Origin of the sequence: Corynebacterium sp. UMB6689 (genome assembly GCF_030215295.1) — a bacterium.
GTDB classification, from domain to species: domain Bacteria; phylum Actinomycetota; class Actinomycetes; order Mycobacteriales; family Mycobacteriaceae; genus Corynebacterium; species Corynebacterium aurimucosum.
This window is the reverse complement of record NZ_JASOLS010000029.1, coordinates 1-23,466: the sequence shown is the minus strand read 5'-3', so window position 1 is coordinate 23,466 and position 23,466 is coordinate 1. Positions and strand designations below refer to the sequence as shown.

The 23,466-nt window shown below is 60.8% G+C and carries 23 protein-coding genes and 1 pseudogene; 15 read left to right on the top strand and 9 right to left on the bottom strand.

The features are described 5' to 3' along the window. The first annotated feature begins 48 nt into the window (after window positions 1–48). Window positions 49–3,765, top strand: coding sequence for a non-ribosomal peptide synthetase (locus tag QP363_RS12040; RefSeq protein ID WP_284764690.1), 3,717 nt, complete (start codon window positions 49–51; stop codon window positions 3,763–3,765). Window positions 3,766–3,767: 2 nt separating this feature from the next. Here QP363_RS12040 and QP363_RS12035 read toward each other — a convergent pair whose 3' ends face one another. After that, on the bottom strand, window positions 3,768–4,754 hold the full coding sequence (locus QP363_RS12035) for an alpha/beta hydrolase-fold protein (RefSeq protein WP_284764689.1): 987 nt from the start codon (window positions 4,752–4,754) through the stop codon (window positions 3,768–3,770). A 77-nt stretch (window positions 4,755–4,831) separates the two neighbouring features. Here QP363_RS12035 and QP363_RS12030 point away from each other — a divergent pair, with 77 nt between their 5' ends. Together QP363_RS12030 and QP363_RS12025 are read left to right on the top strand one after the other, a co-directional pair. Then, window positions 4,832–5,776: a methionyl-tRNA formyltransferase gene (locus QP363_RS12030; protein WP_005325328.1), complete on the top strand. Its 945-nt coding sequence runs from the start codon at window positions 4,832–4,834 to the stop codon at window positions 5,774–5,776. A gap of 65 nt (window positions 5,777–5,841) precedes the next feature. After that, window positions 5,842–6,858, top strand: coding sequence for an iron-siderophore ABC transporter substrate-binding protein (locus tag QP363_RS12025; protein WP_005291893.1), 1,017 nt, complete (start codon window positions 5,842–5,844; stop codon window positions 6,856–6,858). Window positions 6,859–6,955: 97 nt separating this feature from the next. Here QP363_RS12025 and QP363_RS12020 read toward each other — a convergent pair whose 3' ends face one another. Beyond that, complete coding sequence (locus tag QP363_RS12020) at window positions 6,956–7,678, bottom strand: siderophore-interacting protein (protein ID WP_141750574.1); 723 nt, start codon at window positions 7,676–7,678, stop codon at window positions 6,956–6,958. Between the two features lie 44 nt (window positions 7,679–7,722). Between QP363_RS12020 and rplE the strand changes: the two genes are divergently transcribed. Both rplE and QP363_RS12010 read left to right on the top strand, forming a co-directional pair. Beyond that, entirely contained in the window at window positions 7,723–8,295 is a 573-nt protein-coding gene (rplE, locus tag QP363_RS12015) for a 50S ribosomal protein L5 (protein WP_019176091.1), read from the top strand. A gap of 210 nt (window positions 8,296–8,505) precedes the next feature. Next, window positions 8,506–9,144 (top strand): DedA family protein, encoded by a 639-nt coding sequence (locus QP363_RS12010; protein WP_005325329.1) that lies wholly within the window; start codon window positions 8,506–8,508, stop codon window positions 9,142–9,144. Between the two features lie 10 nt (window positions 9,145–9,154). On the opposite strand, the gene QP363_RS12005 is transcribed toward QP363_RS12010, so the two are convergent. Genes QP363_RS12005 through QP363_RS11995 form a run of 3 tightly spaced genes read right to left on the bottom strand, consistent with a single transcriptional unit; the run spans window position 9,155 to window position 12,200 of the window. Then, window positions 9,155–9,937 carry an ABC transporter ATP-binding protein gene (locus QP363_RS12005; protein ID WP_019176090.1) on the bottom strand — a complete coding sequence of 261 codons (783 nt, stop codon included), beginning with the start codon at window positions 9,935–9,937 and terminating at the stop codon, window positions 9,155–9,157. Between the two features lie 50 nt (window positions 9,938–9,987). Further along, window positions 9,988–11,082 (bottom strand): iron chelate uptake ABC transporter family permease subunit, encoded by a 1,095-nt coding sequence (locus tag QP363_RS12000; RefSeq protein ID WP_005325330.1) that lies wholly within the window; start codon window positions 11,080–11,082, stop codon window positions 9,988–9,990. Then, on the bottom strand, window positions 11,082–12,200 hold the full coding sequence (locus QP363_RS11995; protein WP_019176088.1) for an iron ABC transporter permease: 1,119 nt from the start codon (window positions 12,198–12,200) through the stop codon (window positions 11,082–11,084). Before QP363_RS11995 ends, QP363_RS12000 begins: the two co-directional genes overlap by 1 nt. Window positions 12,201–12,769: 569 nt before the next feature. Here QP363_RS11995 and QP363_RS11990 point away from each other — a divergent pair. Further along, entirely contained in the window at window positions 12,770–13,069 is a 300-nt protein-coding gene (locus QP363_RS11990; RefSeq protein ID WP_284764688.1) for a transposase, read from the top strand. 59 nt (window positions 13,070–13,128) lie between these two features. After that, window positions 13,129–13,521, top strand: a complete 393-nt coding sequence (locus QP363_RS11985) for an IS3 family transposase (RefSeq protein ID WP_284764687.1) — start codon at window positions 13,129–13,131, stop codon at window positions 13,519–13,521. 86 nt (window positions 13,522–13,607) lie between these two features. Here QP363_RS11985 and QP363_RS11980 read toward each other — a convergent pair whose 3' ends face one another. Then, window positions 13,608–14,942, bottom strand: a complete 1,335-nt coding sequence (locus QP363_RS11980) for a hypothetical protein (RefSeq protein WP_284764686.1) — start codon at window positions 14,940–14,942, stop codon at window positions 13,608–13,610. Between the two features lie 88 nt (window positions 14,943–15,030). Here QP363_RS11980 and QP363_RS11975 point away from each other — a divergent pair. From QP363_RS11975 to QP363_RS11960, 4 genes and pseudogenes are all read left to right on the top strand, one after another. After that, window positions 15,031–15,174 (top strand): annotated as a pseudogene (locus QP363_RS11975) (GuaB3 family IMP dehydrogenase-related protein); the annotation flags it as partial. A 273-nt stretch (window positions 15,175–15,447) separates the two neighbouring features. Further along, window positions 15,448–16,326 carry a metal ABC transporter substrate-binding protein gene (locus QP363_RS11970; RefSeq protein WP_232745304.1) on the top strand — a complete coding sequence of 293 codons (879 nt, stop codon included), beginning with the start codon at window positions 15,448–15,450 and terminating at the stop codon, window positions 16,324–16,326. A gap of 101 nt (window positions 16,327–16,427) precedes the next feature. Then, window positions 16,428–17,108 (top strand): metal ABC transporter ATP-binding protein, encoded by a 681-nt coding sequence (locus QP363_RS11965; RefSeq protein ID WP_232748524.1) that lies wholly within the window; start codon window positions 16,428–16,430, stop codon window positions 17,106–17,108. Beyond that, the gene (locus QP363_RS11960; RefSeq protein WP_070516668.1) at window positions 17,105–18,004 is read left to right on the top strand and encodes a metal ABC transporter permease; all 900 of its coding nucleotides are present in this window, start codon (window positions 17,105–17,107) and stop codon (window positions 18,002–18,004) included. The genes QP363_RS11965 and QP363_RS11960 overlap by 4 nt, the downstream gene beginning before the upstream one ends. Here QP363_RS11960 and QP363_RS11955 read toward each other — a convergent pair. Then, the gene (locus tag QP363_RS11955) at window positions 17,954–18,640 is read right to left on the bottom strand and encodes a metal-dependent transcriptional regulator (protein ID WP_070516666.1); all 687 of its coding nucleotides are present in this window, start codon (window positions 18,638–18,640) and stop codon (window positions 17,954–17,956) included. The genes QP363_RS11960 and QP363_RS11955 overlap by 51 nt on opposite strands. Window positions 18,641–18,759: 119 nt before the next feature. Here QP363_RS11955 and guaA point away from each other — a divergent pair, with 119 nt between their 5' ends. Further along, complete coding sequence (gene guaA, locus QP363_RS11950) at window positions 18,760–20,364, top strand: glutamine-hydrolyzing GMP synthase (RefSeq protein ID WP_284764685.1); 1,605 nt, start codon at window positions 18,760–18,762, stop codon at window positions 20,362–20,364. Window positions 20,365–20,537: 173 nt separating this feature from the next. On the opposite strand, the gene QP363_RS11945 is transcribed toward guaA, so the two are convergent. Beyond that, window positions 20,538–21,014: a PspC domain-containing protein gene (locus tag QP363_RS11945; protein ID WP_070516662.1), complete on the bottom strand. Its 477-nt coding sequence runs from the start codon at window positions 21,012–21,014 to the stop codon at window positions 20,538–20,540. Between the two features lie 434 nt (window positions 21,015–21,448). Further along, window positions 21,449–21,877: a hypothetical protein gene (locus QP363_RS11940; protein WP_232745300.1), complete on the bottom strand. Its 429-nt coding sequence runs from the start codon at window positions 21,875–21,877 to the stop codon at window positions 21,449–21,451. A gap of 73 nt (window positions 21,878–21,950) precedes the next feature. Between QP363_RS11940 and QP363_RS11935 the strand changes: the two genes are divergently transcribed. From QP363_RS11935 to QP363_RS11925, 3 genes are all read left to right on the top strand, one after another. Further along, entirely contained in the window at window positions 21,951–22,703 is a 753-nt protein-coding gene (locus QP363_RS11935) for a hypothetical protein (RefSeq protein ID WP_284764684.1), read from the top strand. A 103-nt stretch (window positions 22,704–22,806) separates the two neighbouring features. Further along, on the top strand, window positions 22,807–22,929 hold the full coding sequence (locus QP363_RS11930) for a hypothetical protein (RefSeq protein ID WP_256375601.1): 123 nt from the start codon (window positions 22,807–22,809) through the stop codon (window positions 22,927–22,929). Beyond that, complete coding sequence (locus QP363_RS11925; protein ID WP_083306426.1) at window positions 22,929–23,432, top strand: recombinase family protein; 504 nt, start codon at window positions 22,929–22,931, stop codon at window positions 23,430–23,432. The genes QP363_RS11930 and QP363_RS11925 overlap by 1 nt, the downstream gene beginning before the upstream one ends. Window positions 23,433–23,466 lie beyond the last annotated feature (34 nt).

Genomic DNA, 23,466 nt, shown 5'->3' with positions numbered 1-23,466 from the left:
ACGCAGCGTAACAATGCGCTAAAGTAAGCCCCACAATTTCACCACCCCATGGTGTCTACTTTCCGGGGGTCAGGCCCAGGACTGGTGACCGTCGCGGTGGCTCGAACAATGGGCACGGACGCGCGGAGCTGGGCCGTGGACGTAGAAGGCCACGGACGTCCGGCTGATCATTCCTATGGTCGAACCCTCGGATGGTTTACCACCATCGCGCCGGTGGAAATCCCGTTGGCTGATCCAGCGGATGCAGCACGTGCCGCAGCGGAAATGCGCGCGCTCCACGAGGACGGCACAGCCCCGGACCGCCGCACTTATCAGGCACTGCGATACACACACCCGCAAGGGCAGCGAACCCTGGCCCATGGGGCACAGATCCTGGTCAACTACCTCGGACGGGGAGAGACTGGCGCTGTCCTCCACGCGCCGGGCGATGCCGCCTGCCAGTGGACGGATTACCTGGTGGAGGCCGATGTGTGGTCTAGCGAGCGGGCCGTAAGCATGGAGCTGTCCGTGGTGAATGCGGTGATTTCCGCCGAGCGTTTGCGCAGCGCCATCGGCGAGGTTGCTCGCGAGTTGCAGGAGCACGTCAGCCGCGAGCAATCCTCAGGACGCCGCGCTCCGCTGAGCGTGCTGCAGCGCGGAATCTGGTTCCAGTCACAGGTGGCAGCACCGGGTGCCTACGTTGCACAGACTGCGTTGACGTTTGACCGGAGACTGGATGCCGAGGCCGTGGTGGAAGCCTTCCGGGACACAGTGACCGTGCATCCAGCCATGGGCGCGGAGTTCCACACCGATGCTTCCGGCCAACCCGTGCAGAACTTGCCGTGGAGTGGACAGGGCATTGACCTCCCCGTCGAGACCACCGAAGGGGATCTCGAGGCGATCATGCACGCTGATCGCAGCGCGGGCATCGATCTCGCATCCGTGCCGCTGGCGAAGGCAACCATCGTCACCGGCCGAAGTGACGGACAGCCTGGCGACACGCTGCTTCTTACCTACCACCTGGTTCTGGTCGATGGTTGGTCGCGTGCAGTGATGCTGCAAACCTTCCTCGAGAGGCTGACGTTGAGGTCCGGCCAGGCCCGCACGCAGGGTGCGGGAGAGTTGGTTCCTCGCGGTTGTTCTATTGCTGACGCCCTGCTCGAGTCCGTTGACACTCGCAAAGAGCAGGCAGATAGCGACTATTGGGTACATCGCCTAGAGACGTTGTCTCAGCCCACGCTCGTTGCCCCGCAGGCCGCGGATATCTCTTCAGAGCACGCTGGTAGCGAGTTGCCTCGCCAGGTGTTTGCCGAGGTCAGCGAGCAGCTGACCGGCGCACTGCAGGAAAAGATCCGGGCGCAGGCCGTGACGTTGACCTCCGTGGTCAACGCAGCCGTGGCCGTGGCCTTGGGTGCTGTCACAGGGGATTCGGATGTGGTGTTTGGTCAGTCTGTCAGTGGCCGCGATGCCTTGAGCGACCCCGCCATGTCTGATGTGGTGGGAGTGCTGCTCAACACAGTGCCAGTGCGAGTGACAGCTCGGCCCGGCCAGAGCATAGAAGAACTGGTCCAGGATGTTTATCGCCAGCGCATCGAGGATATGGACCACGATTCCGCGGACCTCGGCGCCATCCAGCGGCAGCTGGGGGTAGGCACGCTGTTCGATTCCATGGTGGTGGTGCAGAACTTCCTCGATCCGCAGGCAGCAGCGGAACTTCGGGAACGCCACGGGGTTGTGGAGGAGCGCGCGGAAGATTCCACGCACTTCCCTCTGACCTGGGTATTCACTCCGGGGCCGAAGCTGGGCATCAAGCTGGAATTCCGCCACGACGTGGTGGACGAGTCCCTCGCACATTCCGTGCTCAAGGCCGCGACCGAAGTCCTGACCGCGTTTGTGGACACACCAGAGGTCCCGCTCGCTCAGCTGGCCCAGTTGGCGCCAGCCCGAGCGGAGGATTCTTCCCCGCAAAGCACGACGGAGCAGATGGCTTCCTGGCAGAAGGCCGAAGGCATTGACCGCACCATTGCGGATGAGCTCAAGGACACCGCCCAGCGCTTCCCAGATCGCATCGCGCTAGCGGATGACGCACAGCAGTGGACGTTCGGTGAGCTGATTGCTCGCTGTTCCGACATTGCGGAAAAGATCAAGAATTGCGGCGTGAACAGCGGCGATACTGTCGCCATTGCGGTGGAGCGCTCCGCGCATTCGGTGGTGGCTCTGCTGGGAGCCCTGTGGGCAGGGGTGCGCTACGCGCCGCTTGATCTGACGCACCCCGATGGGCGGCTCCGGGTCCTCGTGGAGGACAGCCAGCCCGCAGCCGCGCTGGTGGACTCGAGTTCTCGGGAGCGCATGGAGCGGATCGGTGCGCTTCCTTGCGTCGACGTCACCACTGCCGATTCCCACGCCACCACCCACACGCCTGCGGCGGTGCCCGGGGACGATGCCTACCTGATGTACACCTCCGGATCGACCGGCAAGCCCAAGGGCGTGGTGATCAAGCATCGCGGGCTGCACAACATGCTGGACAATCACCGGCGCAAGATCTTCGCCCCAGCTGCTGCCGATGGGCGGACGTTGCGGATCGCGCATGCCATCAGCTTCGCCTTCGATATGTCGTGGGAAGAGCTGTTTTGGCTGGTGGAAGGCCACGAGGTGCGGATCTTCTCCGAGGATTTGCGACGCGATGCTGCGGCCATGGTTGAGGCCATTCGCGCGCATCAGGTGGATGTCATCAACGTCACCCCGACCGTTGCCGAGCAGCTGCTCGCGGAGGGGATGCTGGAATCCGGCGCGCATCGCCCGCGGCTGGTGCTCTTGGGCGGCGAGGCTGTCTCGCACGGCGTGTGGGAGACCTTGCGAAAGGCCGATGACGTGCGCGGATACAACCTCTATGGACCCACCGAGTACACCATCAACGCCCTGGGTGCTGGCACGGATGAGAGCGCCACGCCCGTGATCGGAATGCCGGTGGATCGCACGGCGGCGTTCGTTTTGGACCCGTGGTTGCGCCCCGTTCCTACAGGAGCGCCGGGTGAGCTCTACCTCGCGGGCAGCGGCTTAGCGCAGGAGTATCATGGGCTCGCGGCGCGCACCGCCAGCTCCATGGTCGCCTGCCCGTGGGGCGCCCCGGGTGAGCGGATGTATCGCACGGGAGACATCGTCCGCGTGCGTGCGGATGGCATGTTCGAGTACCTCGGACGCAGCGACGATCAGGTGAAAATTCGTGGTCACCGCGTGGATCCCGGCGACGTCTCGGCCGCCGTGTCCCGCGGCGTTGATCCCCGCATCCTCCACTGCGTGACCGTTCCTGTTCGTATATCCGACGCCACACTCCTGGCCTGTCACCTCGTGGCCCCACAACTGCGCGATGCGGACCAGGGGGAGCGGCAGAGTTTCCTGACTGGCGTGCGTAATGCATTGCGCGAGGAACTGCCCAGCTACATGATCCCGGATCGATGGTCGATCGTGGATGAGTTGCCGGTGACGTCGAATGGAAAGACCGACCTTGCTGCACTGGGTGAGGGAGAAAGGATCACGGAGAAGGGCCGCGAACCGGCGAACGAAACCGAGGAGATCACGGCGGAGCTGTTTGCCGAATCGCTAGATATTGAGCCCGAGGACGTGCCGGTGGATGCTGATTACTTTAACATGGGTGGGCACTCCATGGCGGTCATCAAGCTCTGCGCACTGCTGCGTGGAGAGCTGGGAGTGGAGGTTGGCGTGCGCGAATTCTACGGTCTGCGGACAGTCGAGCGCGTGGCGGAGTTTGTGGAGGCGCGCTCGTAGATTCAGCCCAGCAATTCGGCGAGTGCCGGGATGATCCCGTGGCGCCACATCGCAGGGTCGTGGCCACCGGGCGTGCGGTGATTGGTGGTGGGAAAGCCGCGGCGTGTCAGGGCATCGGCCACTGCATCCACGTGTCGTTGCATGGGCGGCTCTTCTGCACCGCACGTCAGTACGATGCGTGCCAGACCGGAGCCACTGTGAGCCGTAGGATTTTCGAGTGAGGGGCCAGTGAGCTGTGCGGCAATGTCGCCTCCTGCGGGCCCGTCCGAGAGCGTGTCCGCGAGCTCTGCAGAACGGTCAGCGGACCACCAGACGGCAGGGGACTGGGCGATGGCTCCTTTGATTGCAGGCGTGGTTTCGGTGGAAGCCGTAAGAGCTGCGCGCAGGGCGGAGAGACCGCCGAAGCTTTGCCCCACCAGGACTATGTGGCTGCTGTTGATGATCGGCGGTAGCTCGGTGGCCAGTGCGCTGGCGAATGTTTGGGAGGTGTACTCCTCGCTGCGGTCTTTGGCTGCCGGCAGGAAGACGCGGTTGATCTGGGGGATAAGCCCTGCCGTGACTGCCCGGTCCAGTGCGCCCGTGAGGTCATGCAGATGGATCCAGTCATCGCCATCCAAAAACACCACGGTGGTATCCGCACCGCGGTCATCGAGGCGCGCGGTGCAGCGCCTGCCGAATACCTTCCGGTCGATGGACAGGCGTGCGCCGGGCAAGTCCGCGATGACTTCTGGGGAGCGAGGCGGCCAGAGTGTCTGGTCCACAGAATCGCCGCTCAATAGGCTCGCCTGTGGGCCTGCGCCGTGTGCGTTATGTGGATCGGGATATTTCAGCTCGCCGGATTGAAAGCTATAGGTCACTGCTGAGTGCGCCGGGATGCGCACATCGACGGTGGACATCGATTCGGTGAGCTCGACGTTCGAGCGGTAGGGGTCCGGGAAAACGAGGGCTTCCGCATCCGCGGGCACCGAGATTCGGTGAAGGGTGGTCACGTCCGGGGAGTCTGGCATGAAAATTGCGCCACTTTCATCATTGACTACATAGGTAAACCTAAGCTAACATCCCCTGCATGCGAGTTGCTGTTTTCGGCTATCAGTCGTGGGGACACCGGACGTTGTCTGCGGTCATCAATGCTGGTCATGAAGTAGTTTTGGTAGTTACGCACCCTGCCAGCGATCACCCTTATGAGCAAATGTGGGCAGACTCCGTTGAGGAGCTCGCCAGCGAACATGAGCTCCAGGTGTGTGTCACTGAGCGCGTGGGTCAAGACGTCATTGAGGCGTTGCGCGATGCTGCACCAGACATCATCGTGGCCAACAATTGGCGAACCTGGCTTCCTCCCGAGGTTTTCAGCCTGGCCAAGCACGGCGCATTGAATGTCCACGATGGTCTCCTGCCCGAGTACGCCGGATTTTCGCCCATCCTGTGGGCGCTGTTGAACCGGGAAACTCACGTGGGCGTCACTGTGCACGAGATGGATGAAGTGCTGGACGGCGGACCCATCGTTGCCCAGCGCGCGATCCCCGTGGGTCCGCAGGACACCACCACGGATCTCGTGGCCAAGACCATCGACCTCATCGAGCCCCTCGTGGAACGCGCATTGAGTGACGTCGCCCAAGGCACCGCCACTGCGCAACCTCAAGATCCCACCCGCGCTACGTACTTCCACAAGCGCGGCGAGCAGGAATCTCGCATAGATTTCACCCAACCTGCGGAAGATATCGCCTTGCTGGTCAGGGCGCAGTCCGACCCGTACCCCAATGCTTACTTTGAATTCCGAGGCCAGCGCGTCCGCGTGCTTTCCGCGCACGTCTCGCAGGGCCGCTTCGGCGGAACCCCCGGCCGAGTCACCATCCCTCACGAGGGAGGAATCGCGGTGGTCTGTGGATCGCCCCGTGCCAACGTGCCGGCGCCGGCGATTGTTCTGGATCGTGTTCGTCTCGACGACAACTCGGAACTGACCGCCACCGAATTCTTTGGACATAGGGCTGGATATATCCAACCAAAGGTTTGACCTTTCCCTTTTGTGTACGGGCCACGCCTCGCGCGGAAATCCGTCACCAGTAACAACGGAGAAAAATGACACTCAAGAAGATTCTCGTTAGCACCGCTGCTGTGCTGACCTTGGGCGCGGCACTGACCGCTTGCTCGACTGATGACCAGTCCGGAAATTCCGGGGACTCCCAGGCAGTCAACGCCGAGCAGGGCGCATTCCCCACCACCATCGAGCACCGCTACGGCTCCACCGAAATCAAGGAAGCCCCGCAGCGCGTGGTCTCCTTGGGCTACACGGATCAGGACGCACTGCTGGCGCTGGGAGTTACTCCTGTCTCCGTGAAGTACTGGGACGGAATGACCCCGGATGGTCAGGCTGCGGGCAACTGGTCCAATGACAAGATCGAGGGCGACACTCCTCGGATCGACAAGGACACAGAAGTCAACGCGGAAGCCATCGCCAAGGACAATCCAGACCTCATCGTGGCTGTGTACTCGGACATCGATGAAGACACGTACAAGAAGCTGTCTGAGATCGCCCCTGTCGTCGTACAAAAGGGCGAATACGAAGAACTACAGCAACCATGGGACGTGACCACGGAAGAGATCGGGCAGGCCGTGGGCAAGCCTGAAGAGGCAAAGCGCCAGGTGGAGCAGGTCAAGGAGAAGTTCGCAGAGCTCAAGGGCCGCCACCCAGAATGGGCCGAAAAGGAACTCGGCGTGGCCACTGTCTCCGACGAGAGCCTGGCTGTCTTTGCCGAGGGCGATCCGCGTAGCCGCTTCTTCACCGAGCTGGGATTCAAGATCAACCCGGCCTACGCGGGCATCACCAAGGACAAGTTCTACGGTGAGGTCTCCAAGGAAAACGCAGACCAGATCAACTCTGACGTGCTGGTGTGGGATCAACTGTCTTACTCTCCGAAGCAGAGCAAGGCTTCTGTGACCGAGGATCCGATCGTGGGCAAGCTGCCCGCCGTGAAGGACGGACACAGTGTCTACCTGGAAGGCGACCTGGAAAAGGCCTTCGGATGGCAGACCGTGCTGAGCCTGAACTACCTGCTGGACAAGATCGAGCAGCCGTTGGCAGACGCCACGAAGTAGTCTGAATCAACCGCCGAACCGCCCCGCATGAACGTGCTGGGGCGGTTTTGCTGTTGCTGGCTAGGGGACGGGCACTCACGGGGATAACGGATGCACGCTAGGGGCGAGCCTTGCCGACGAACCAATAAGGGCACCACAGGATGTTGTCCTTGTTGAGCTGCCAAGTCTTGATGGCGTGGGAGCGCACCACCTTGCAGAAATCCCCCTCCCCGGCGACCCACACATAGTCCACGTCTGGGTGGGGCTTGTGCTGTCGATTGCGCGAGGACTCAACGTCAATGTTGGCGAGATGCTCGGCGATGGCCTGCGCATAACCGTCAGAAGGTGCGGAGATCCGGGTGAGGCTGCTTAGACGGTTGCGCCAATCTTCCAGGTGGGGCTCTGAATCGGAATCGGTACTGGTGACCGCGATGACGTGCGTGGAAGCGAGCTGTTCGGGATAGAGCGTGGCGAGGTACTCTAGGATCGCGCGCATGGAAGGCAGGGAGGTGGGATCTGCCACCAGTAGTTGTGTGCGGTGCTCGCGATGCCACAGGCCTTGGCAAGTCCACAAGCCAGCAGGGTCGCCCGGCTGTGCGGACAAACACCACGAGAGCCCTGGGCCGGAGGTGGAGTGGACATCTTCCGCAGACACCCCGTGCGTAGCGACGTCAAACGCCAGCAAGCCGCGGGCTTTGTCGAGGTGGCGCACGGTGTACCACCGCAGGTTGGGCCGCACTTCGGGAGGCATTGCTGCCACGGCAGCCCGTATGTTCAGGCCCTCGATGGGTGTGGCGGCGAAGTCCTCCGGAGAACTAAAGGGCTGATTCGGTGGCGGCATCAGTAGACCGAAAACTCATCCGGACCCGGGAAGGACATCTAACGATGAGCGAAAACTACACTCCACGCCTCAAGTCCGAGTACCGTGCAGAAATCCGCGAGAAGCTGAACTCTGAGTTCAACTACGACAACGTCATGCAGATCCCAGGCGTCACCAAGGTGGTCGTCAACATGGGTGTCGGCGACGCTGCTCGCGATTCCAAGCTGATCAATGGTGCGATCGAAGATCTCACCCTGATCACCGGTCAGAAGCCACAGATCCGCGTTGCGAAGAAGGCTATCGCTAACTTCAAGCTCCGCGAAGGCATGCCCATCGGCGCTCGCGTTACCCTGCGCGGCGACCGCAAGTGGGAGTTCCTGGACCGTCTGCTGACCGTCGCGCTGCCACGTATTCGTGACTTCCGCGGCCTGTCTGACCAGCAGTTCGACGGCCACGGTAACTACACCTTCGGCCTGAACGAGCAGTCCATGTTCTACGAAATCGACGTAGACAAGATTGACCGTCCACGCGGTATGAACATCACCGTGGTCACCACTGCGACCAACGATGATGAGGGACGCGCCCTGCTCCGCGAGCTGGGCTTCCCATTCAAGTCCAAGCAGAACTCCGGCGAGTAATTCCCGCTTCTGTTTGAACGCCGGGCCTCTCGGCGACTTGGCTTAGAAAACCCGCACACTTCTTTGTTGAAGTTGGTGCGGGTTTTTCTGTGCAATGCCTGCGTTTCATGCTGACTATCTATGAACCAGGCGCAATCGGGCACGCCTGCCTGTATTCCGGTCAGAAACCGGGGTAAGAATAGACCAGTTGTTTTCTAGAAGGGATTCCCTGTGCACTTAAGCGACCTCATGGACGCCACCACCCTGCTCCAGAACTTTGGCGGCTGGGCGCTCGGCGGCATTGCGCTGATTATCTTTATTGAATCCGGCGTGCTCTTCCCGTTCCTCCCCGGCGATTCCATGCTGGTCACCGCGGCAATCTTGCGCGATCAGCTGGGCTTGAACGTTCCGATTCTGGTGGGCGTGGCCATCGTCGCGGCGTTCTTGGGCGACCAGGTAGGTTTCTGGCTCGGCCACCGCTTTGGCCGCAAGTTGTTTAAGCCCGACGCCAAGATCCTCATAACCGAGCACCTCGAACAAGCCGAGGCTTTCTTCCTGAAGTACGGGCCGTTGGCTCTGGTACTGGGGCGCTTCATCCCGATCGTGCGTACCTACATTCCCGTGGCCGCTGGTACCGCGGAGATGCCGTACAAGAAGTTCGTGGGATGGAACGTCACGGGTGCAGTGCTGTGGATTGTCAGCATGGTCGGCATTGGCGTGCTGCTGGGGGATATCCCGGGCATTGCGGATCGCATCGACATGATCGCCATCGTCATCGTGCTGGTGTCTGTGACTCCGGTGGTGATTTCCGCGATGATCAACTGGCGGAAGTCCAAGAAGACTCCCGCCCAGGAGCTGATGGAGGACTAAGCCCTGATCGTCACTTGGGGACGATCAGCGGACCGCCGGTGACAGGATCCTCGATGACTAGCGCGTTGAGGGCAAACGCCTCGAGCAGTAGCTCTGGGGTAATGACCTCGCTGGGACGCCCGGTGGCGAGGACCTGTCCATCCTTCATCACCACGAGATTATCGCTGTAGCGTACAGCCAAGTTGAGATCGTGCAGCACCATCACCACAGTCCGATCCAGCTCTCGGCGTAGACGCTGCACCAGCTCCAAAATCTCTACCGACGTGGCCAGATCCAGGTAGGTGGTGGGCTCGTCCAGGAACAGGATGTCCGTGTTCTGCGCAAGAACCATGGAGATCCACACACGCTGCCGCTGCCCTCCGGACAGAGAATCCAGGGTGCGCTCCGCCAGCCCCATCGAGCCAGTCATTTCCAGCGCCTTGTGCACCTCGGCTTCGTCCGTGGACGACCACTGACGGATCCACGATTGGTGTGGGTGCCGACCGCGCGAGACGAGATCAGCCACGTTGAGTCCCTCCGGGGCGGTAGGGGTTTGTGGCAGCACGCTGATGGTCCGTGCGAGGTCCTTGCGCCTGATGGATGAGATATCGGCGCCGTCTAACAGCACTTCGCCCTCATTCGCCGGAAGGAGACGAGACATGGCTCGCAACAACGTGGATTTGCCGCAGCCATTGGGGCCGATGATTGTGGTGATCTGCCCGCGAGGAAAGTCCACGTCCAAGCCTTCGATGACCGTCCGGTCGCCGTAGCCCACGGCGAGGCCGCGTGCGCTCATGCTGTGCTTCTGAGTCATGTGTCCTTCTTTGTTCGCGGCACTGCTAACTTCCAGGGTGGGATCTTTTCTCATGCCGTGGTTGACCTATTCCGTTGGACCAGCAAATAAATAAGGAACGCACCGCCGATTGCCGAGGTGAGAATGCCCACCGGCAGCTCTACGGGCAGAAGAGTTTGGGTGCTGATATCTGCCAGCAGGAGTAGCGCAGCGCCGGTCAGCGCAGAGGCCAGAAGCGGTGGTGCAGAGCAGTTGCACAAGCGCAGCGCCACCTGTGGGGCCACGAAGGCGACGAACCCGATGGGGCCAGCGGCCGAGACCGCCACTGCTGCCAAAGCCACGGCAGCGGCGAGCAGAAGCACCTGCACACCCTGGACGTTTTGTCCCAAAGCCCGTGCAGTATCCGAGCCCAGCAAGGTGGCTAAAAGTTGGTGACCAATCCAGGCCAGCAGCGGTGTAAACACCAACACAACAATGGCGATGGGCCACATCTTGGACCAGTCCGCAGTGCTCAGGGAGCCAGTAAGCCAGAACTGCGCGGCCGCGGCATCGCGCAACTCCGTGCGGATCATCAGGAAGTTGATATACGAGGTCAACAGAGCAGAGATGATGATGCCGAACAGCACTAGCCGGAAGGAATCAGTCGATCTCCTCCACGCCAGAGCCCACATCACCGTTGCGGTGACAGCCGCACCAAGCACCGCGGCCAAGGGAATGCCGATGCTGCTGAGCCAGCCGAGGAAACCACCAGCGCCACCACCCAGAGTGATGACGGTGACCGCGGCCGCGGACGCGCCCGTAGTGAAGCCCAAGATATCCGGGCTGGCCAGCGCATTGCGAGTCACGGACTGAGTGAGGGCTCCGGATAATCCCAGCGCACAGCCCACCAGAATGGCCGTCAGCGCACGAGGCATGCGCCAATCCAAAACCACCAGACGCTCAATGCGGGTGCCCTGGCCGGTGAACAGCACCTCCAGCACACGAGCCGGGGACACAGGATAGTCACCCAGGCCGATGGAGACCGCCGCTAGCAAGACGATCGCCACGAGCAGCAATAGAGACACCGTCAACGCGCGAGGGCGCCAGACCACAGAAAATGAGCCCACGCGGAATGGCGGGCGCCCAGGGATAGTGGAAGAGGTAGGGCGGGCAAGGAGGGAACTCATTAAATGGCCACCACCCGGCGTCGATAAATAAGGGCGATGAAGAACGGCGCGCCCACGAACGCGAGGATGATGCCTACTTGCAACTCGCCCGGACGAGCGATCAGACGGCCCACCACGTCTGCGAACAGCATCATCACCGCACCCGTCAGGGCAGAGTAAGGGAGGATCCAGCGGTAATCAGGGCCCGTGATGGCGCGCACGAGGTGCGGGACCACCAGGCCGATGAAGGTGATGGGGCCGGCGGCAGCTGTCGCGGCACCGGCCAGCAGTGCGATCAGAGCCATGCCAATCAGGCGGGCGCGCTGGGTGTTGATGCCCAGTCCGGAGGCGATGTCATCGCCCAGATTCAGGAGGTTTAGCTGCGGTGCCGTGATGAACGCCAGCAGGAGGCCCACCAGGATAAACGGCAGCACGCCGTAGAACACGGTGAGATCCCGGCCCGCGATGGAGCCGACGGTCCAGAAGCGCATGCGATCCAGATTGGCATCGTCAGTGAGGATAAAACCGCTGATGATGGCGCTGAGGACCGCGGACAAAGCCGCGCCGCCGAGGACCAGCGTCATTGGATTGGCCTGTCCTCCTCCTATGGACGCCAAACTAAACACCAACGCAGTAGCAGCGATGGCCCCACCGAACGCCCACATGCTGGTAGCCCACACGGGCGTCACACCCAGCAAGGAGAAGCTGGCAACCACGGCCAGGGACGCACCGTAGTTGATGCCGAGAATGCCCGTGTCCGCGAGAGGGTTGCGCGTGTGCCCTTGGATCAATGCACCGGAGGCGCCAAGGGCAGCACCGGCGACTAGGCCCAACAGGGTGCGGGGAATGCGGAGCTCGACGATCACGCGCTGATCCACATTCAGCCCCTCCGCGTGGCCGAACGCCGTGCCGAGATCGCGGAACACGGCGGACACTTCTCCAAAAGGGATCTGCCGTGATCCAAACACGATGCTGGCAACGATGCTGGCGAGCAATAGGAGGAAAAGGACGCCGAGGCCGACGAGGCGACGCGGGATTTTACCTGATGGAGCGCTGGCAGAAGCGTCCGCAGTAGCGTCCGCGCGAGACCCCAGGTGTGATTGAGAAGGGGATTGCGCATGCGGGGTAGAGATAGCCATGCATCCCTCCTTGACGCGTGAAAGTCCATGATCTTAACGTGAGCAAGCTTATATGAACAAGGTAAGCCTAATCAAAGTCCTACAAGGAGGGATTGTGGAGCTGTGCAGGTGAGTGTGTGAGTCATGGATATGGCTGGCGGGATCGGCTCTGAGTGGCGCCGACCCTACACCTCAGCTCCAAGCTTGTGAGCAGGGATTTGGACATGTTTTAGCTGGTTGCTAGGCTGGTCAGGTCTTGCCGTAGGTAGGTACCCCCATGTTCTTTTTTCGACGCCATCGCGTCAAAATCCCGGGAATGCCACATGACCTGCGGAAAGAGTCTCCCGCTACAAGGGAGAAAAACTGTACATCCACTTTGTTGTAGGCCCCCTGCCCATAGCGGCCGCGGACACATCTTGGTAGCGAGCGCCCCAAGCTATTGGGCTTGGAAGTGCGTTAGTCGCCAGCGAGTCGCGGTGCACGCGAAAAGGGTGGGAACGGGAACCGCAACGAGAAAGGGACCTGACCCCTGTTAGGTAGACACCTGATATCCAGCCCTGTTGGGTTGGGAAGAAAGGTAATCTACCACCATGCCTAGGTACTCCGAACAGTTCAAACGTGATGCTGTGGCCCTCTACGAAAACAATGAGGACCTCTCACTTCACGCGGCTTCAGCAGAGCTAGGAATCAATCGTTCCTCACTTTATTCCTGGCTTAAGCAGTACGGCACCGGCAAGCGTGCCCGCACAAAAAGCATGCGCGACAAGGCACAGGCGACGACTGATTCTGAACGAATCCGCCAGCTAGAAAAAGAAGTCTCGAAGCTTCGTGAAGAACGCGATATCCTGCGTAAGGCCGCGAAATATTTTGCCGAAGAGACACGCTGGTAATCCGCTTCCAGTTTGTCTATGACCACCGAACCGAGTACTCGGTCAAGCGGATGTGCCACGTGTTAAAGCTCAATCGCTCCTCGTTCTACAAATGGGTCAACACCCGAGAAAAACGCAGGTTAAAGACGTGTTCCGATGCTCTTATTGGTGCACGAATCAAGAGCATCTTCGATGATGAGCACGGGCTTTATGGTGCTAAACGCATCGCTGCAAGCCTTAAAGCCGATACGGACTTTCCTCCGATCAATCACAAGAAGGTCGCACGCATTATGAAATCCATGGGGCTAAAAGGCTTTACTAAACAACGTCCACTTAACGGCACTGTAGCCACGTACCTCTACTACACAATCAACAGCACAACAAACACGCCACTACACGCGCTATTTCACAGCACTACAGGATTACCGCTACACAAAACAACCGCTCTAATTCTTCGATTTTCGCTGAATTAGAGCGGTTTTAGCGCTGTCTCTGGGCACTGACCCCGGCGACACCCGGCTAGGCCGCTACAGGGCCGTACAAGGCGTGTGGCGAGCTGCTACAGCTCCATGCCACCATCGCGGTCGCGCTGTTGCTGCTGGCGGCGCTTGTTGGTTCGTTCCTGAGCACGGCGGCGTGCGGCGGTCCGTTCCTGCTGGATACGCTGCTCAACAGCAACCCGATACCGCTGCTTCATCTCAGGGTCGTTATCGAGTTCGACATGCAGGAAGTCCCGGTCTACGTGGGAAATCTCTTGCAGAGACTGCGTTGCCTCCTCGATAATGATGGCGGCTTCCTCTTCTGCAGCTGCGCGGCGCGCTTCGAGGCTTTCGGTGAATGCGCGTTTCTCCGTGTCAAAGGCTTCACGCTCACTGTCCAGGGCTGCACGTTCGTTGGCCAGCTGTTCACGCTCACGCGTGGCCTCGCTGCGGATGGCCACAGCATCACGTTGTGCTTCGCTACGAGTGCTCTCAGCGTCTCGTGTGGCCTCGCTACGGGTCTTTTCTGCGTCTCGCTCGGCTTCCTTGCGTGCTTCGCTGCGGATCGTTTCAGCCTCCTGCTCTGCACGCTTGAGCTTGGCCTCTGCAGCGCTGTTGACCTCTTCGGCACGGTCCAGCAGCTCATCTGCTTGAGCTTCGGCCAGCCCTACTGCCTGCTCAGCCGCAGCCTGTGCATCGCTACGGATCTGCTCGACGTCCTGCTCAGCCTTCTCGCGTGCTTCACGCAACACACGCTCTGCAACCTCGCGAGCCTGCTGTTCAGCGTTCTCCTGTACACTTCGCGCTGCTTCACGGTCCGCCTGGGCCTGTTCCAGTTCTTTTGCTGCTTGCTCGCGGTCACGATCAATCGCGTCCATGTCGCGGTGTACGGAACGGCGCTTGACTTCTACTTCATCCTCGCGGTTGGCAAGGTCGCGTTCACGATCCTGCTGCTCCGTGTAGCGGTCGAGGTTTAGGGATTCATCGTGACGTTCGGAGACTTCCAGTTCTACTGGGTAGCCGAGCGCGTGCATGTGTTCACGGAGTCCGCGCTGCGCGTCGATCATTTTTTGATTACCCGAGATCTGTTTACCCTTTTTTGGGCCAGATTTGTACCTGACCGAGGTGTCAGTGTTGTACGCGATACCTGGCCTACAGCGGAGCTTTGACGGATCATCGGGCTTCGGGGAGAAGCTATCGGCCTGGAACTGGCTATGCGGTGTGCTCTCGTCAAAATTCATATCCCCTCCGGCCACAGCATCGATGCCGCCGGGGATGAAGTTCTCGGCAAGCCAACGCATTGCCTCTTCGAAGTATTGTTTCGCTTCCTCGTAGTCGCGTGCGACATAGCGCGGACGTTTTACTTCGCGCCCGTCCACCTCACTGGTGTAGAAATCCGGGATTTCTTTGCACATCGATTTCGGTGGATTCAGCTTCGGCTGGGGCCTCGACGACGCGGTTTCTACCGAGGATGTTGTGAAGCACCTCCGCGACAACAGCCCGAGCCTGCAGACCATCCTCCACGGCCCGAGCACCAGTACCTGGGGTGGGCACAACCTCGCCGGCGGTCTGCGCCGCGTCATGGCGAAGTGTGGCTACACCGATATCAAGAGCTTCCAGAAGGTGGATATCACCCTCTCGAGCTAGCTGCGCACTTTCGCGGCCGACAACGCCCGGTGGAACTTCAATGATCCCCCGGGCGTTTTTCATGTCTACGGGGTGAGGCGTATGTCACAGCCGATTCATCTTGACTCTCCTGTAAGTCCGACTAAAGTTTGTCCAGAATAAAAAGTACGTCTAGGCGTAACTTATGGAACAGCCTTGGCGAATGCATTTTCAGGAAAGGAAAACTCAATGGTTCGGTCGGAAAAGCGGGAGTCGCGATCAGCACTGTTCGTGGCAGCAGCCGCGATGATGGCGATGATTCTCGCGGCGGCGCTCACAGCGTGCGCGCCGGAGGAGGATCGTGCAGACGGCGGAAAGCCGAAAGTGCTGACCACTTTCACTGTGATCCAGGACATCGCCCAGAATGTCGCGGGGGAACACTTGACTGTGGATTCTTTGACGAAGCCGGGGGCGGAGATCCACGGCTACGAGCCCACGCCGGCTGATATCCGCCGCGCGTCGGATGCCGACCTCATTCTGGATAACGGCCTGAACCTGGAGAACTGGTTCGCGCAATTCGTCGAGGACGTCGACGCGCCCCACGTCACCGTCAGCGACGGCGTGGACCCGATCGACATCACCGAGGACGAGGGCGCGGGCAAACCGAACCCGCACGCGTGGATGAGCCCGGTCGAGGTGGAGAAGTACGTGGACAATATGGTCACCGCCTTCAGCGAACTCGATCCGGACCATGCTGAGGACTTCAAGCAGAACGGCGAGCAGTACAAAAAGGAGCTGCAAGAGGTCCAGGACGGCATGGTCACTGAGTTGGCGAACCTGCCTGAGCAGCATCGCGCACTGGTGACGTGCGAGGGCGCATTCTCCTACATGGCACGCGACGCTGGTCTGGAGGAACGGTTCATTTGGGCCGTGAACTCCGAGAATGAGGCAACTCCGCAGCAGATCACCCGTGCCATCGAATTCGTCAAGGAGAACGACGTGCCGGCCGTATTCTGCGAGTCCACGGTCTCGGACGCACCGATGCAGCAGGTAGTTGATGCAACCGACGCCACCTTCGGCGGCACTCTGTACGTCGACTCCCTTTCGGAGAAAGACGGTCCGGTTCCGACCTACCTCGACTTGATCAAGCACGACGCCGACGTGATCACGCAGGCGTTGACGGGTAAGAAGTAGGTGTCACGGTGCAACAGGAAACGTCATCAGCCACGGCGGCCGTTTCGTCGAATGCGACTCCCGCGATATCCGTGCACGATGTCACCGTTCACTATGGGAGCGTGCTCGCGCTCGACGGTGCATCCCTCGAGATTGCGCCGGGACGCGTGTGCGGACTCGTCGGAATGAATGGATCCGGGAAATCTACGCTATTCAAAACGATCATGGGGCAGACCCGGCCGGATTCCGGGACCGTCGCCGTCAACGGAGATGACCCCGCGGTTGCCCGCCGCACCGGTGTGCTCGGGTACGTGCCTCAGCGCGAGGCAGTGGACTGGGATTTCCCGGTCAGCGTGCGGGAGGTGGTCATGATGGGTCGCTACGGACAACTCGGTTTCACGCGCCGGCCTCGCCGGGCTGATATCGAAGCCGTCAACCATGCACTCGAGCGTGTGGAGCTCACGGACTATGCCTCACGTCAGATCGGTCAACTTTCCGGCGGCCAGCGGAAACGCGCCTTTGTTGCCCGGTGCATTGCCCAGGGGGCGAGGATCATGCTGCTGGACGAGCCTTTCGCGGGCGTCGATAAGCGCAGCGAAGCGACAATGACCCGGCTGTTCCGCGAGCTTGCAGACGGCGGTGCCACCGTCTTCGTGTCCACGCACGACCTCCCTGCGTTACCTGAGCTGGCTGATGAAGCGATGCTGCTCAACCGGCATGTGCTCATGCACGGCTCGCCCAAGGATGTCCTGCAACCCGATAATCTCGCCGCTGCCTTTGGACTGGATGTGATGAAACGATGATCTCTTTTCTTGTCGACCCGTTCGCCTACGACTTCATGGTCCGCGCGTTCGCCACGAGCCTGATTTCCTCCATCGTGTGCGCGGTGCTGTCGTGCTGGCTGGTCCTCGTCGGCTGGTCGCTGATGGGCGATGCCGTGTCCCACGCAGTGTTCCCCGGCGTGGTGCTGGCGTATATCGCGGGCGTTCCCTTCGCTCTCGGGGCAGTGGTCTTCGGCTTCCTCGCCGTGGGATTGATCGGTGTCGTGCGTGATACGAGCCGGGTCAAAGAAGACGCTGCGATCGGAATCGTCTTCACGACGCTCTTCGCGTTCGGGCTCGTGCTCATCTCCGTCACGCCCTCGCACACCGACCTCAATCACATTATCTTCGGTAACCTGCTCGGCGTCTCCAAAGCTGATCTCGTGCAGATCCTCGTTTTGGGCGTGGCCACGCTGGCCGTGCTCGTGCTCAAGCGCCGCGATTTCACGCTTTTCGCTTTCGATCCCGTGCATGCTCACGCGATTGGTCTGTGGCCGAAGCTGATTGGGGCAGTGTTGCTCGCCCTGCTCGCGCTCACCTGCGTGGTGGGGCTGCAAGCCGTCGGGGTGATCCTCGTGGTGGCGATGCTGATCATTCCGGGTGCGACCGCGCACCTTTTGACCGACAGTTTCGGCCGCATGCTGCTGATCGCTCCTGCGGTGGCCACCGTATGCTCCGTCGCGGGGCTGTACGCGAGCTACTACCTCGACGCTTCGCCTGGCGGACTCGTGGTCATGGCGCAGGGGATCGCATTCCTGCTGGTGTACCTGTTCAGCCCGAGCCAAGGGATCGTCACAGCGCGTGCGCGCCGGGGCGGAACGGCACGGCTAATTGGAGACGAACAGCGCATCGGTAGCGGTGCGGCCGAGCGGAACTGAGTTCTTTGCCCCGTCCACCTTCACATCGAGCGACTCGGAAAACGGTGCGCCTTCAGTGACCGTGAGGACGGCGCCGACAACGATGCCATTCTCCTCGAAAAACTTCAGCAGGGTCGGGTCCGAATCGGAGATCCGCTCGACAGTGACCGTCGTCCCCGCTGCACCGGCGCCCGCCCCAGCATCCGTGAGGCGGCATGCGTCCAAAGCGGGCACCGTACCGTCGGCGGTCGGGATCGGATCCCCGTGCGGGTCGCGGGTGGGGTGGCCGAGCAGCTTGTCCAGCCTGTCCACCAGGTAGTCAGAGACTGCGTGCTCTAAGTGCTCCGCTTCATCGTGCACTTCGTCCCACGTGTACCCGAGAGTCTCCACCAAGAACGTCTCGATGAGCCGGTGGCGCCGAATCATGTCCACTGCGTACCCGCGGCCCTTCTCGGTCAATTCCACCGAGCCGTACGGGGCGTGCACGATCAACCCCTGTGCGGCGAGCTTGCGCACAGCATCCGAGACCGACGACATCCGCAGCCCCGTCTGCTTCGAAATCAGGGTTGCCGTCACGGGTTCCGCTGACCATTCCGTGAGACTCCAGATGACCTTCAAATAGTTCTGGGTCGAAGTGGATAATTCGCTCACCGACATGCGTTCAACTCTACTTACCTTCCGGGAGCACGCTTATCGACGCCGTCCTGAACCGCTAATCCGCCCTGCACAGTCGCGACTGTTCAGTCTATCCAGGCCATGAGTTAGACTCTGAATCCGTGACTACCACCTCGAATGCACCAGAGCAGACCCCACCCGCAAACGCTCACCCGCGCCCCGTCCTCGTCGTGGACTTCGGCGCGCAATATGCGCAGCTCATCGCACGACGCGTGCGTGAGGCCCGGATCTATTCGGAGGTCGTTCCGCACACGATTTCCGCAGAAGAATTGAAAGCCAAGGACCCGGTGGCTCTCGTGCTCTCCGGTGGTCCCTCATCCGTCTACGAGGACGGTGCTCCGCAGCTCGACCCGGCAATTTTCGAGCTGGGGCTGCCCACCTTCGGCATTTGCTACGGCTTCCAGGTGATGACTCAGGCGCTCGGCGGCACCGTGGCCAAGACCGGCTCCCGCGAGTACGGTCGCACCGCAATGAACGTGCGCGGCGGCGTACTTCACCACGGCCTGCAGACCAACCACCCGGTATGGATGAGCCACGGCGATTCCGTCACCGAGGCACCAGCTGGCTTCGAGGTCACCGCTTCATCGGAAGGCGCACCAGTCGCCGCATTCGAAAACGCTGATCTATGCATGGCCGGCGTCCAGTACCACCCGGAGGTCATGCACTCGCCGCACGGCCAAGAGGTGCTCACGCGCTTCCTCACCGAGATCGCAGGCCTCGAGCAGACCTGGACCGCCTCCAATATTGCGGAACAGCTTATCGACGCAGTCAAGCAACAAGTCGGCCCCAACGGCCGCGCCATCTGCGGCCTGTCCGGCGGCGTGGACTCCGCTGTCGCTGCTGCACTGGTCCAGCGCGCAATCGGTGACCGACTCACCTGTGTCTTCGTCGACCACGGCCTGCTGCGTCAGGGCGAGCGCGAGCAGGTCGAGACCGACTTCGTGGCTGCTACAGGCGCGAAGCTGGTCACCGTCGACGAGCGCGAAGCCTTCCTGGCCAAGCTCGCTGGTGTCACCGAGCCGGAAGCCAAGCGCAAGGCTATCGGTGCAGAATTCATCCGCTCCTTTGAGCGTGCCGTTGCTGGTGTGCTCACCGAATCTGGTGACGACGCACCCGTCGACTTCCTCGTTCAGGGCACCCTGTACCCGGACGTTGTCGAGTCCGGCGGCGGATCCGGCACCGCCAACATCAAGAGCCACCACAACGTCGGTGGCCTGCCTGACGATGTCGAATTCGAACTCGTCGAACCCCTCCGCCTGCTGTTCAAGGACGAGGTCCGCGCCGTTGGCCGTGAACTCGGCCTGCCCGAGGTGATCGTGAACCGTCAACCTTTCCCGGGCCCTGGCCTGGGTATTCGCATCATCGGTGAGGTTACTGAGGAGCGCCTGGAAACCCTTCGCGCAGCCGATGCGATCGCTCGTGAGGAGCTAACCAAGGCTGGCCTCGACGACCAGATCTGGCAGTGCCCGGTCGTCCTGCTTGCCGACGTTCGCTCCGTCGGCGTCCAAGGCGACGGCCGCACCTACGGCCACCCGATCGTCCTGCGTCCAGTTGCTTCCGAGGATGCCATGACCGCTGACTGGGTCCGCATCCCGTACGAGGTGCTGGAGACCATTTCCACCCGCATCACCAATGAGGTTGAGGACGTCAACCGCGTCGTGCTGGACATCACGTCCAAGCCGCCAGCCACGATCGAGTGGGAGTAACCAGCTTTTAGCGCTGACACCCAGGATTTAAGTGCCAGCGCTAAATAGTTAGTGCTAAATAGTTGATGCTAAATAGTCAGTGGATCTCGATTACATAGCTGCCTCAGGTGAGAATTTTTACCTGGGCTTTTGGAGCGAAGCTAAGGCCCCGATGTAATCGAGATCCACTCGTTTTATTTGTAATGCACTCCAAGCGAAGGTGGCGGCGTTGGCGTGCGCTGATGCAGAAGCCACCACGCGACAAACCCGGTGAAGATTCCTGCCAGCGGCGCTAATACTGCCCTGGGATCCGTGCCCAGCGTGACGGACGGGAAGAAGATCAGCAATCCGATCAACAACAGCCAGCCTGTGCTGCGGTCTCTGAGCACAACAGGACTCAGACGTTCTTTCGGTGTGAAGATCGCCTGTGCGGGGGATGTCTGCGTGCCAAAACGCGGCATGGTGAACCAGCACAGCAGGTACAGGAAAATGCCGCCGCCGATGATGAGCGCCAGCACAGCAAAAACGACGCGGACGAAGGTCACATCGACGTTATAACGCGCACCGATGCCCTCACAGATGCCACCGACTAGTGGGTTGCCACCTTGTTCTTTGGGGATCCGTGGCGGGCGCGTGTCCCACATGGCCTGAAACGAGCTGTTGGTGTCCATGGCTCAAGTATGCATTTGGCGGGCAAAGCTCGCTGGCTAAATGGCACGGGTCTAGGGGGAGGATCGAGAGATCCTTGCATGAAACCTGAATTCGCTGGCGTAGACAATGCCGCTGGCCTCTTTGAAGTCCCTGTTCAGGGAGGTTTCGCCGCCTTCGATCTTCGTCAGCGCGTCGAGTAGCCTCGTTGTGATTTCAGGTTTCTTCCTAAAACCTGAATATCGGCACTGCTTGTGTACTGGTTTGTGCACTTAAGGCCCTGGATTAGCTTATCCAGGGCCTGTGGATTCAGGTTTCGTGCAACGCAGCAAGAACTACTAGTCGGCGAGAACTACTAGTCGGGGAGCGCTGCTAGCCAGCGTGCGTTGCTAGTCGGCGTGCGTTGCTAGTCGGCGTGCGTTGCTAGTCGGCGTGCGTTGCTAGCCAGCGTGCGTTGCTAGTCGGCGTATGCGAGGCGACGGGAGCCGTCGACATGCGGGTACAGTACCCACGCAGCGCCAGCAACGAGCGCGAATGTGAGCGTGACTCCCCAGGCTGGCCATTGCGCGAGAGGTGCGAGCATGAGCGCCAGCCACCAAAGCATTAACGGCACGAGCATGCTTATCGACGGCACCGTACTTACCCGCTTCTCTTCCGCGAATGCCCTCATCTCGCCCCGGTAGGGGTGGAGCAAAGTGATGGCGACAGCAAGGGCAACGCATCCGAGCGCGATGAGGAGTTTGGGGCCGATCGCGAGCTGGGAGACCATGACTGCGATGGATCCGGCGACGCCCACAGTTCCCATGACTCTGACGATGAGCGGAGTGGGGATTGGGGTGGTCCGGGTGCGGACGTCGTAGGCGTACATGGAGGTGGACGCTACCATATGACCTGCGATAGAAAATATGTTCGATAATTTCAATTGACCTTGGTTCGCCCGCGGAGCATAATCAGCTTCCGTGAGTGGAACAAGTGTTCGCAAGACGGTCGCGGAGGTGGACCTGGCGGCATCGACGGTATCGACGGGCTCCAGTGGTTCTGCGCACGCTGAACAGATCGCCCAGCTCCGCTCCAAAATGGCGCAGATCGGCGGTGCTGTCCCTGGTGGTGATGGGGATGGTACCGGCTTCGCACAGAAGATCACAGGCAGCGAAGATGTGGTTTCGCTCGGTGAGCAGTTTCGATTTCTGCTTCCTGGCGGTGGTCTACCGCGCCATGCTGTCACACATATGGGCGATACACCGGCGCTGGTTGCGGAGATGCTTCTCCACGTTGTGGAAGCAGGTGGTCACGCCGGTGTGGTGGGGTGGCCGGAATTGTCTTATGCCGGAATTGACCCGAAGTATCTGGGCCGCATTATCGCTGTGCCGGATCCAGGGGTGGACCCTTTGGGTGTTGCCGCGGTGCTCACGGAGGGGCTGGACTTGGTTGTGTATCGCTCGCCAGTGGCGCTTGCTCTCTCTCCGGTGCGGTGCCGTCCACTGTTGGGCAAGCTGCGCAAAGGTCGGGCAGCACTGATGATGGTTGGCGCGACGGTGCCGTCTCCTGCGCTGACTGTCACGGGCGATATTCAGGCTTTTCATGGCATTGGTCGTGGTACGGGCCGCATTACTGGTGTGGATATTCGGGTGCGGGCGCAGTCGAAGGGTGGGCGTCCGGCGTCGGCAAGCATCACTGTGGGGCAGGCTGCTGTGGAAGCGTCAACGCCTTAATCCCGCGTCAATCGATTTCAGTCTGGCAAGGACTGTTTCTTGTGACGGCGATCCGATTCGAAAAATGGCGTTTTCATACGGGTACAAATGGAATCTCACTCGTATGAAGAAGACGACTATTCGGCTACCAGCTACACCAACCGGCGACCCTAACTGGGACTACATGGAGCGCTTCATGAAGGGGTTGCCGTTTTCAGCTGCGCTTGCTGACGGGGTGGATGTTTAATGCTCATCGGCTACGCACGTGTCTCCACGTCGAAACAAGGGCAGTCTCTCGACACCCAGCGTGAGGCGCTCATCGACGCTGGCTGCGATGAAAACCACATCTACACAGATACGATCTCGGGCACGAAGTGGCAGCGCCCCGGCCTTGATGACGCGCTGGCGTATATGCGCCCCGACGACACGCTGGTTGTGACCAGGCTCGACCGTCTTGGTCGCAGCCTCGCTGAGACGGTGAATACTATCGCTGACTTGGCGGAACGTGATATCAACGTGAAAGTGCTCGAACCCGCGCTGGACACGTCGCGTCCTGCTGACAAAGTGGTCATTAACGTCATGGCCTCTCTCGCTGAGTGGGAAAGAGACCTGCTGATCCAGCGCACCCGTGAAGGCGTAGCGCACGCCCGCGCCCAGGGCAGGGTCGCCGGGCCGAAACCGAAGCTCACTAACGAGCAAGCCCAGGTTGGGGTTGCCCGCAAATCGTGGACACGTAGTGGAGCTACCTAGTGGTTAGGCAGCTATTTCTTTTCTGCTGTTGATT

Excerpts from the sequence above, each read along its gene's own strand:
- QP363_RS11945 (WP_070516662.1), bottom strand. The coding sequence starts at position 21,014 with ATGGACACCAACAGCTCGTTTCAGGCCATGTGGGACACGCGCCCGCCA.
- QP363_RS11925 (WP_083306426.1), top strand. The coding sequence starts at position 22,929 with ATGCTCATCGGCTACGCACGTGTCTCCACGTCGAAACAAGGGCAGTCT.
- QP363_RS11995 (WP_019176088.1), bottom strand. The coding sequence starts at position 12,200 with ATGGCTATCTCTACCCCGCATGCGCAATCCCCTTCTCAATCACACCTG.
- QP363_RS11930 (WP_256375601.1), top strand. The coding sequence starts at position 22,807 with ATGAAGAAGACGACTATTCGGCTACCAGCTACACCAACCGGCGACCCT.
- QP363_RS12025 (WP_005291893.1), top strand. The coding sequence starts at position 5,842 with ATGACACTCAAGAAGATTCTCGTTAGCACCGCTGCTGTGCTGACCTTG.
- QP363_RS12030 (WP_005325328.1), top strand. The coding sequence starts at position 4,832 with ATGCGAGTTGCTGTTTTCGGCTATCAGTCGTGGGGACACCGGACGTTG.
- QP363_RS12020 (WP_141750574.1), bottom strand. The coding sequence starts at position 7,678 with ATGCCGCCACCGAATCAGCCCTTTAGTTCTCCGGAGGACTTCGCCGCC.
- QP363_RS11940 (WP_232745300.1), bottom strand. The coding sequence starts at position 21,877 with ATGGTAGCGTCCACCTCCATGTACGCCTACGACGTCCGCACCCGGACC.
- QP363_RS11960 (WP_070516668.1), top strand. The coding sequence starts at position 17,105 with ATGATCTCTTTTCTTGTCGACCCGTTCGCCTACGACTTCATGGTCCGC.
- QP363_RS11955 (WP_070516666.1), bottom strand. The coding sequence starts at position 18,640 with ATGTCGGTGAGCGAATTATCCACTTCGACCCAGAACTATTTGAAGGTC.
- QP363_RS12040 (WP_284764690.1), top strand. The coding sequence starts at position 49 with ATGGTGTCTACTTTCCGGGGGTCAGGCCCAGGACTGGTGACCGTCGCG.
- QP363_RS11970 (WP_232745304.1), top strand. The coding sequence starts at position 15,448 with ATGATTCTCGCGGCGGCGCTCACAGCGTGCGCGCCGGAGGAGGATCGT.
- QP363_RS12005 (WP_019176090.1), bottom strand. The coding sequence starts at position 9,937 with ATGACTCAGAAGCACAGCATGAGCGCACGCGGCCTCGCCGTGGGCTAC.
- QP363_RS12000 (WP_005325330.1), bottom strand. The coding sequence starts at position 11,082 with ATGAGTTCCCTCCTTGCCCGCCCTACCTCTTCCACTATCCCTGGGCGC.
- rplE (WP_019176091.1), top strand. The coding sequence starts at position 7,723 with ATGAGCGAAAACTACACTCCACGCCTCAAGTCCGAGTACCGTGCAGAA.
- QP363_RS11990 (WP_284764688.1), top strand. The coding sequence starts at position 12,770 with ATGCCTAGGTACTCCGAACAGTTCAAACGTGATGCTGTGGCCCTCTAC.
- QP363_RS11980 (WP_284764686.1), bottom strand. The coding sequence starts at position 14,942 with ATGTGCAAAGAAATCCCGGATTTCTACACCAGTGAGGTGGACGGGCGC.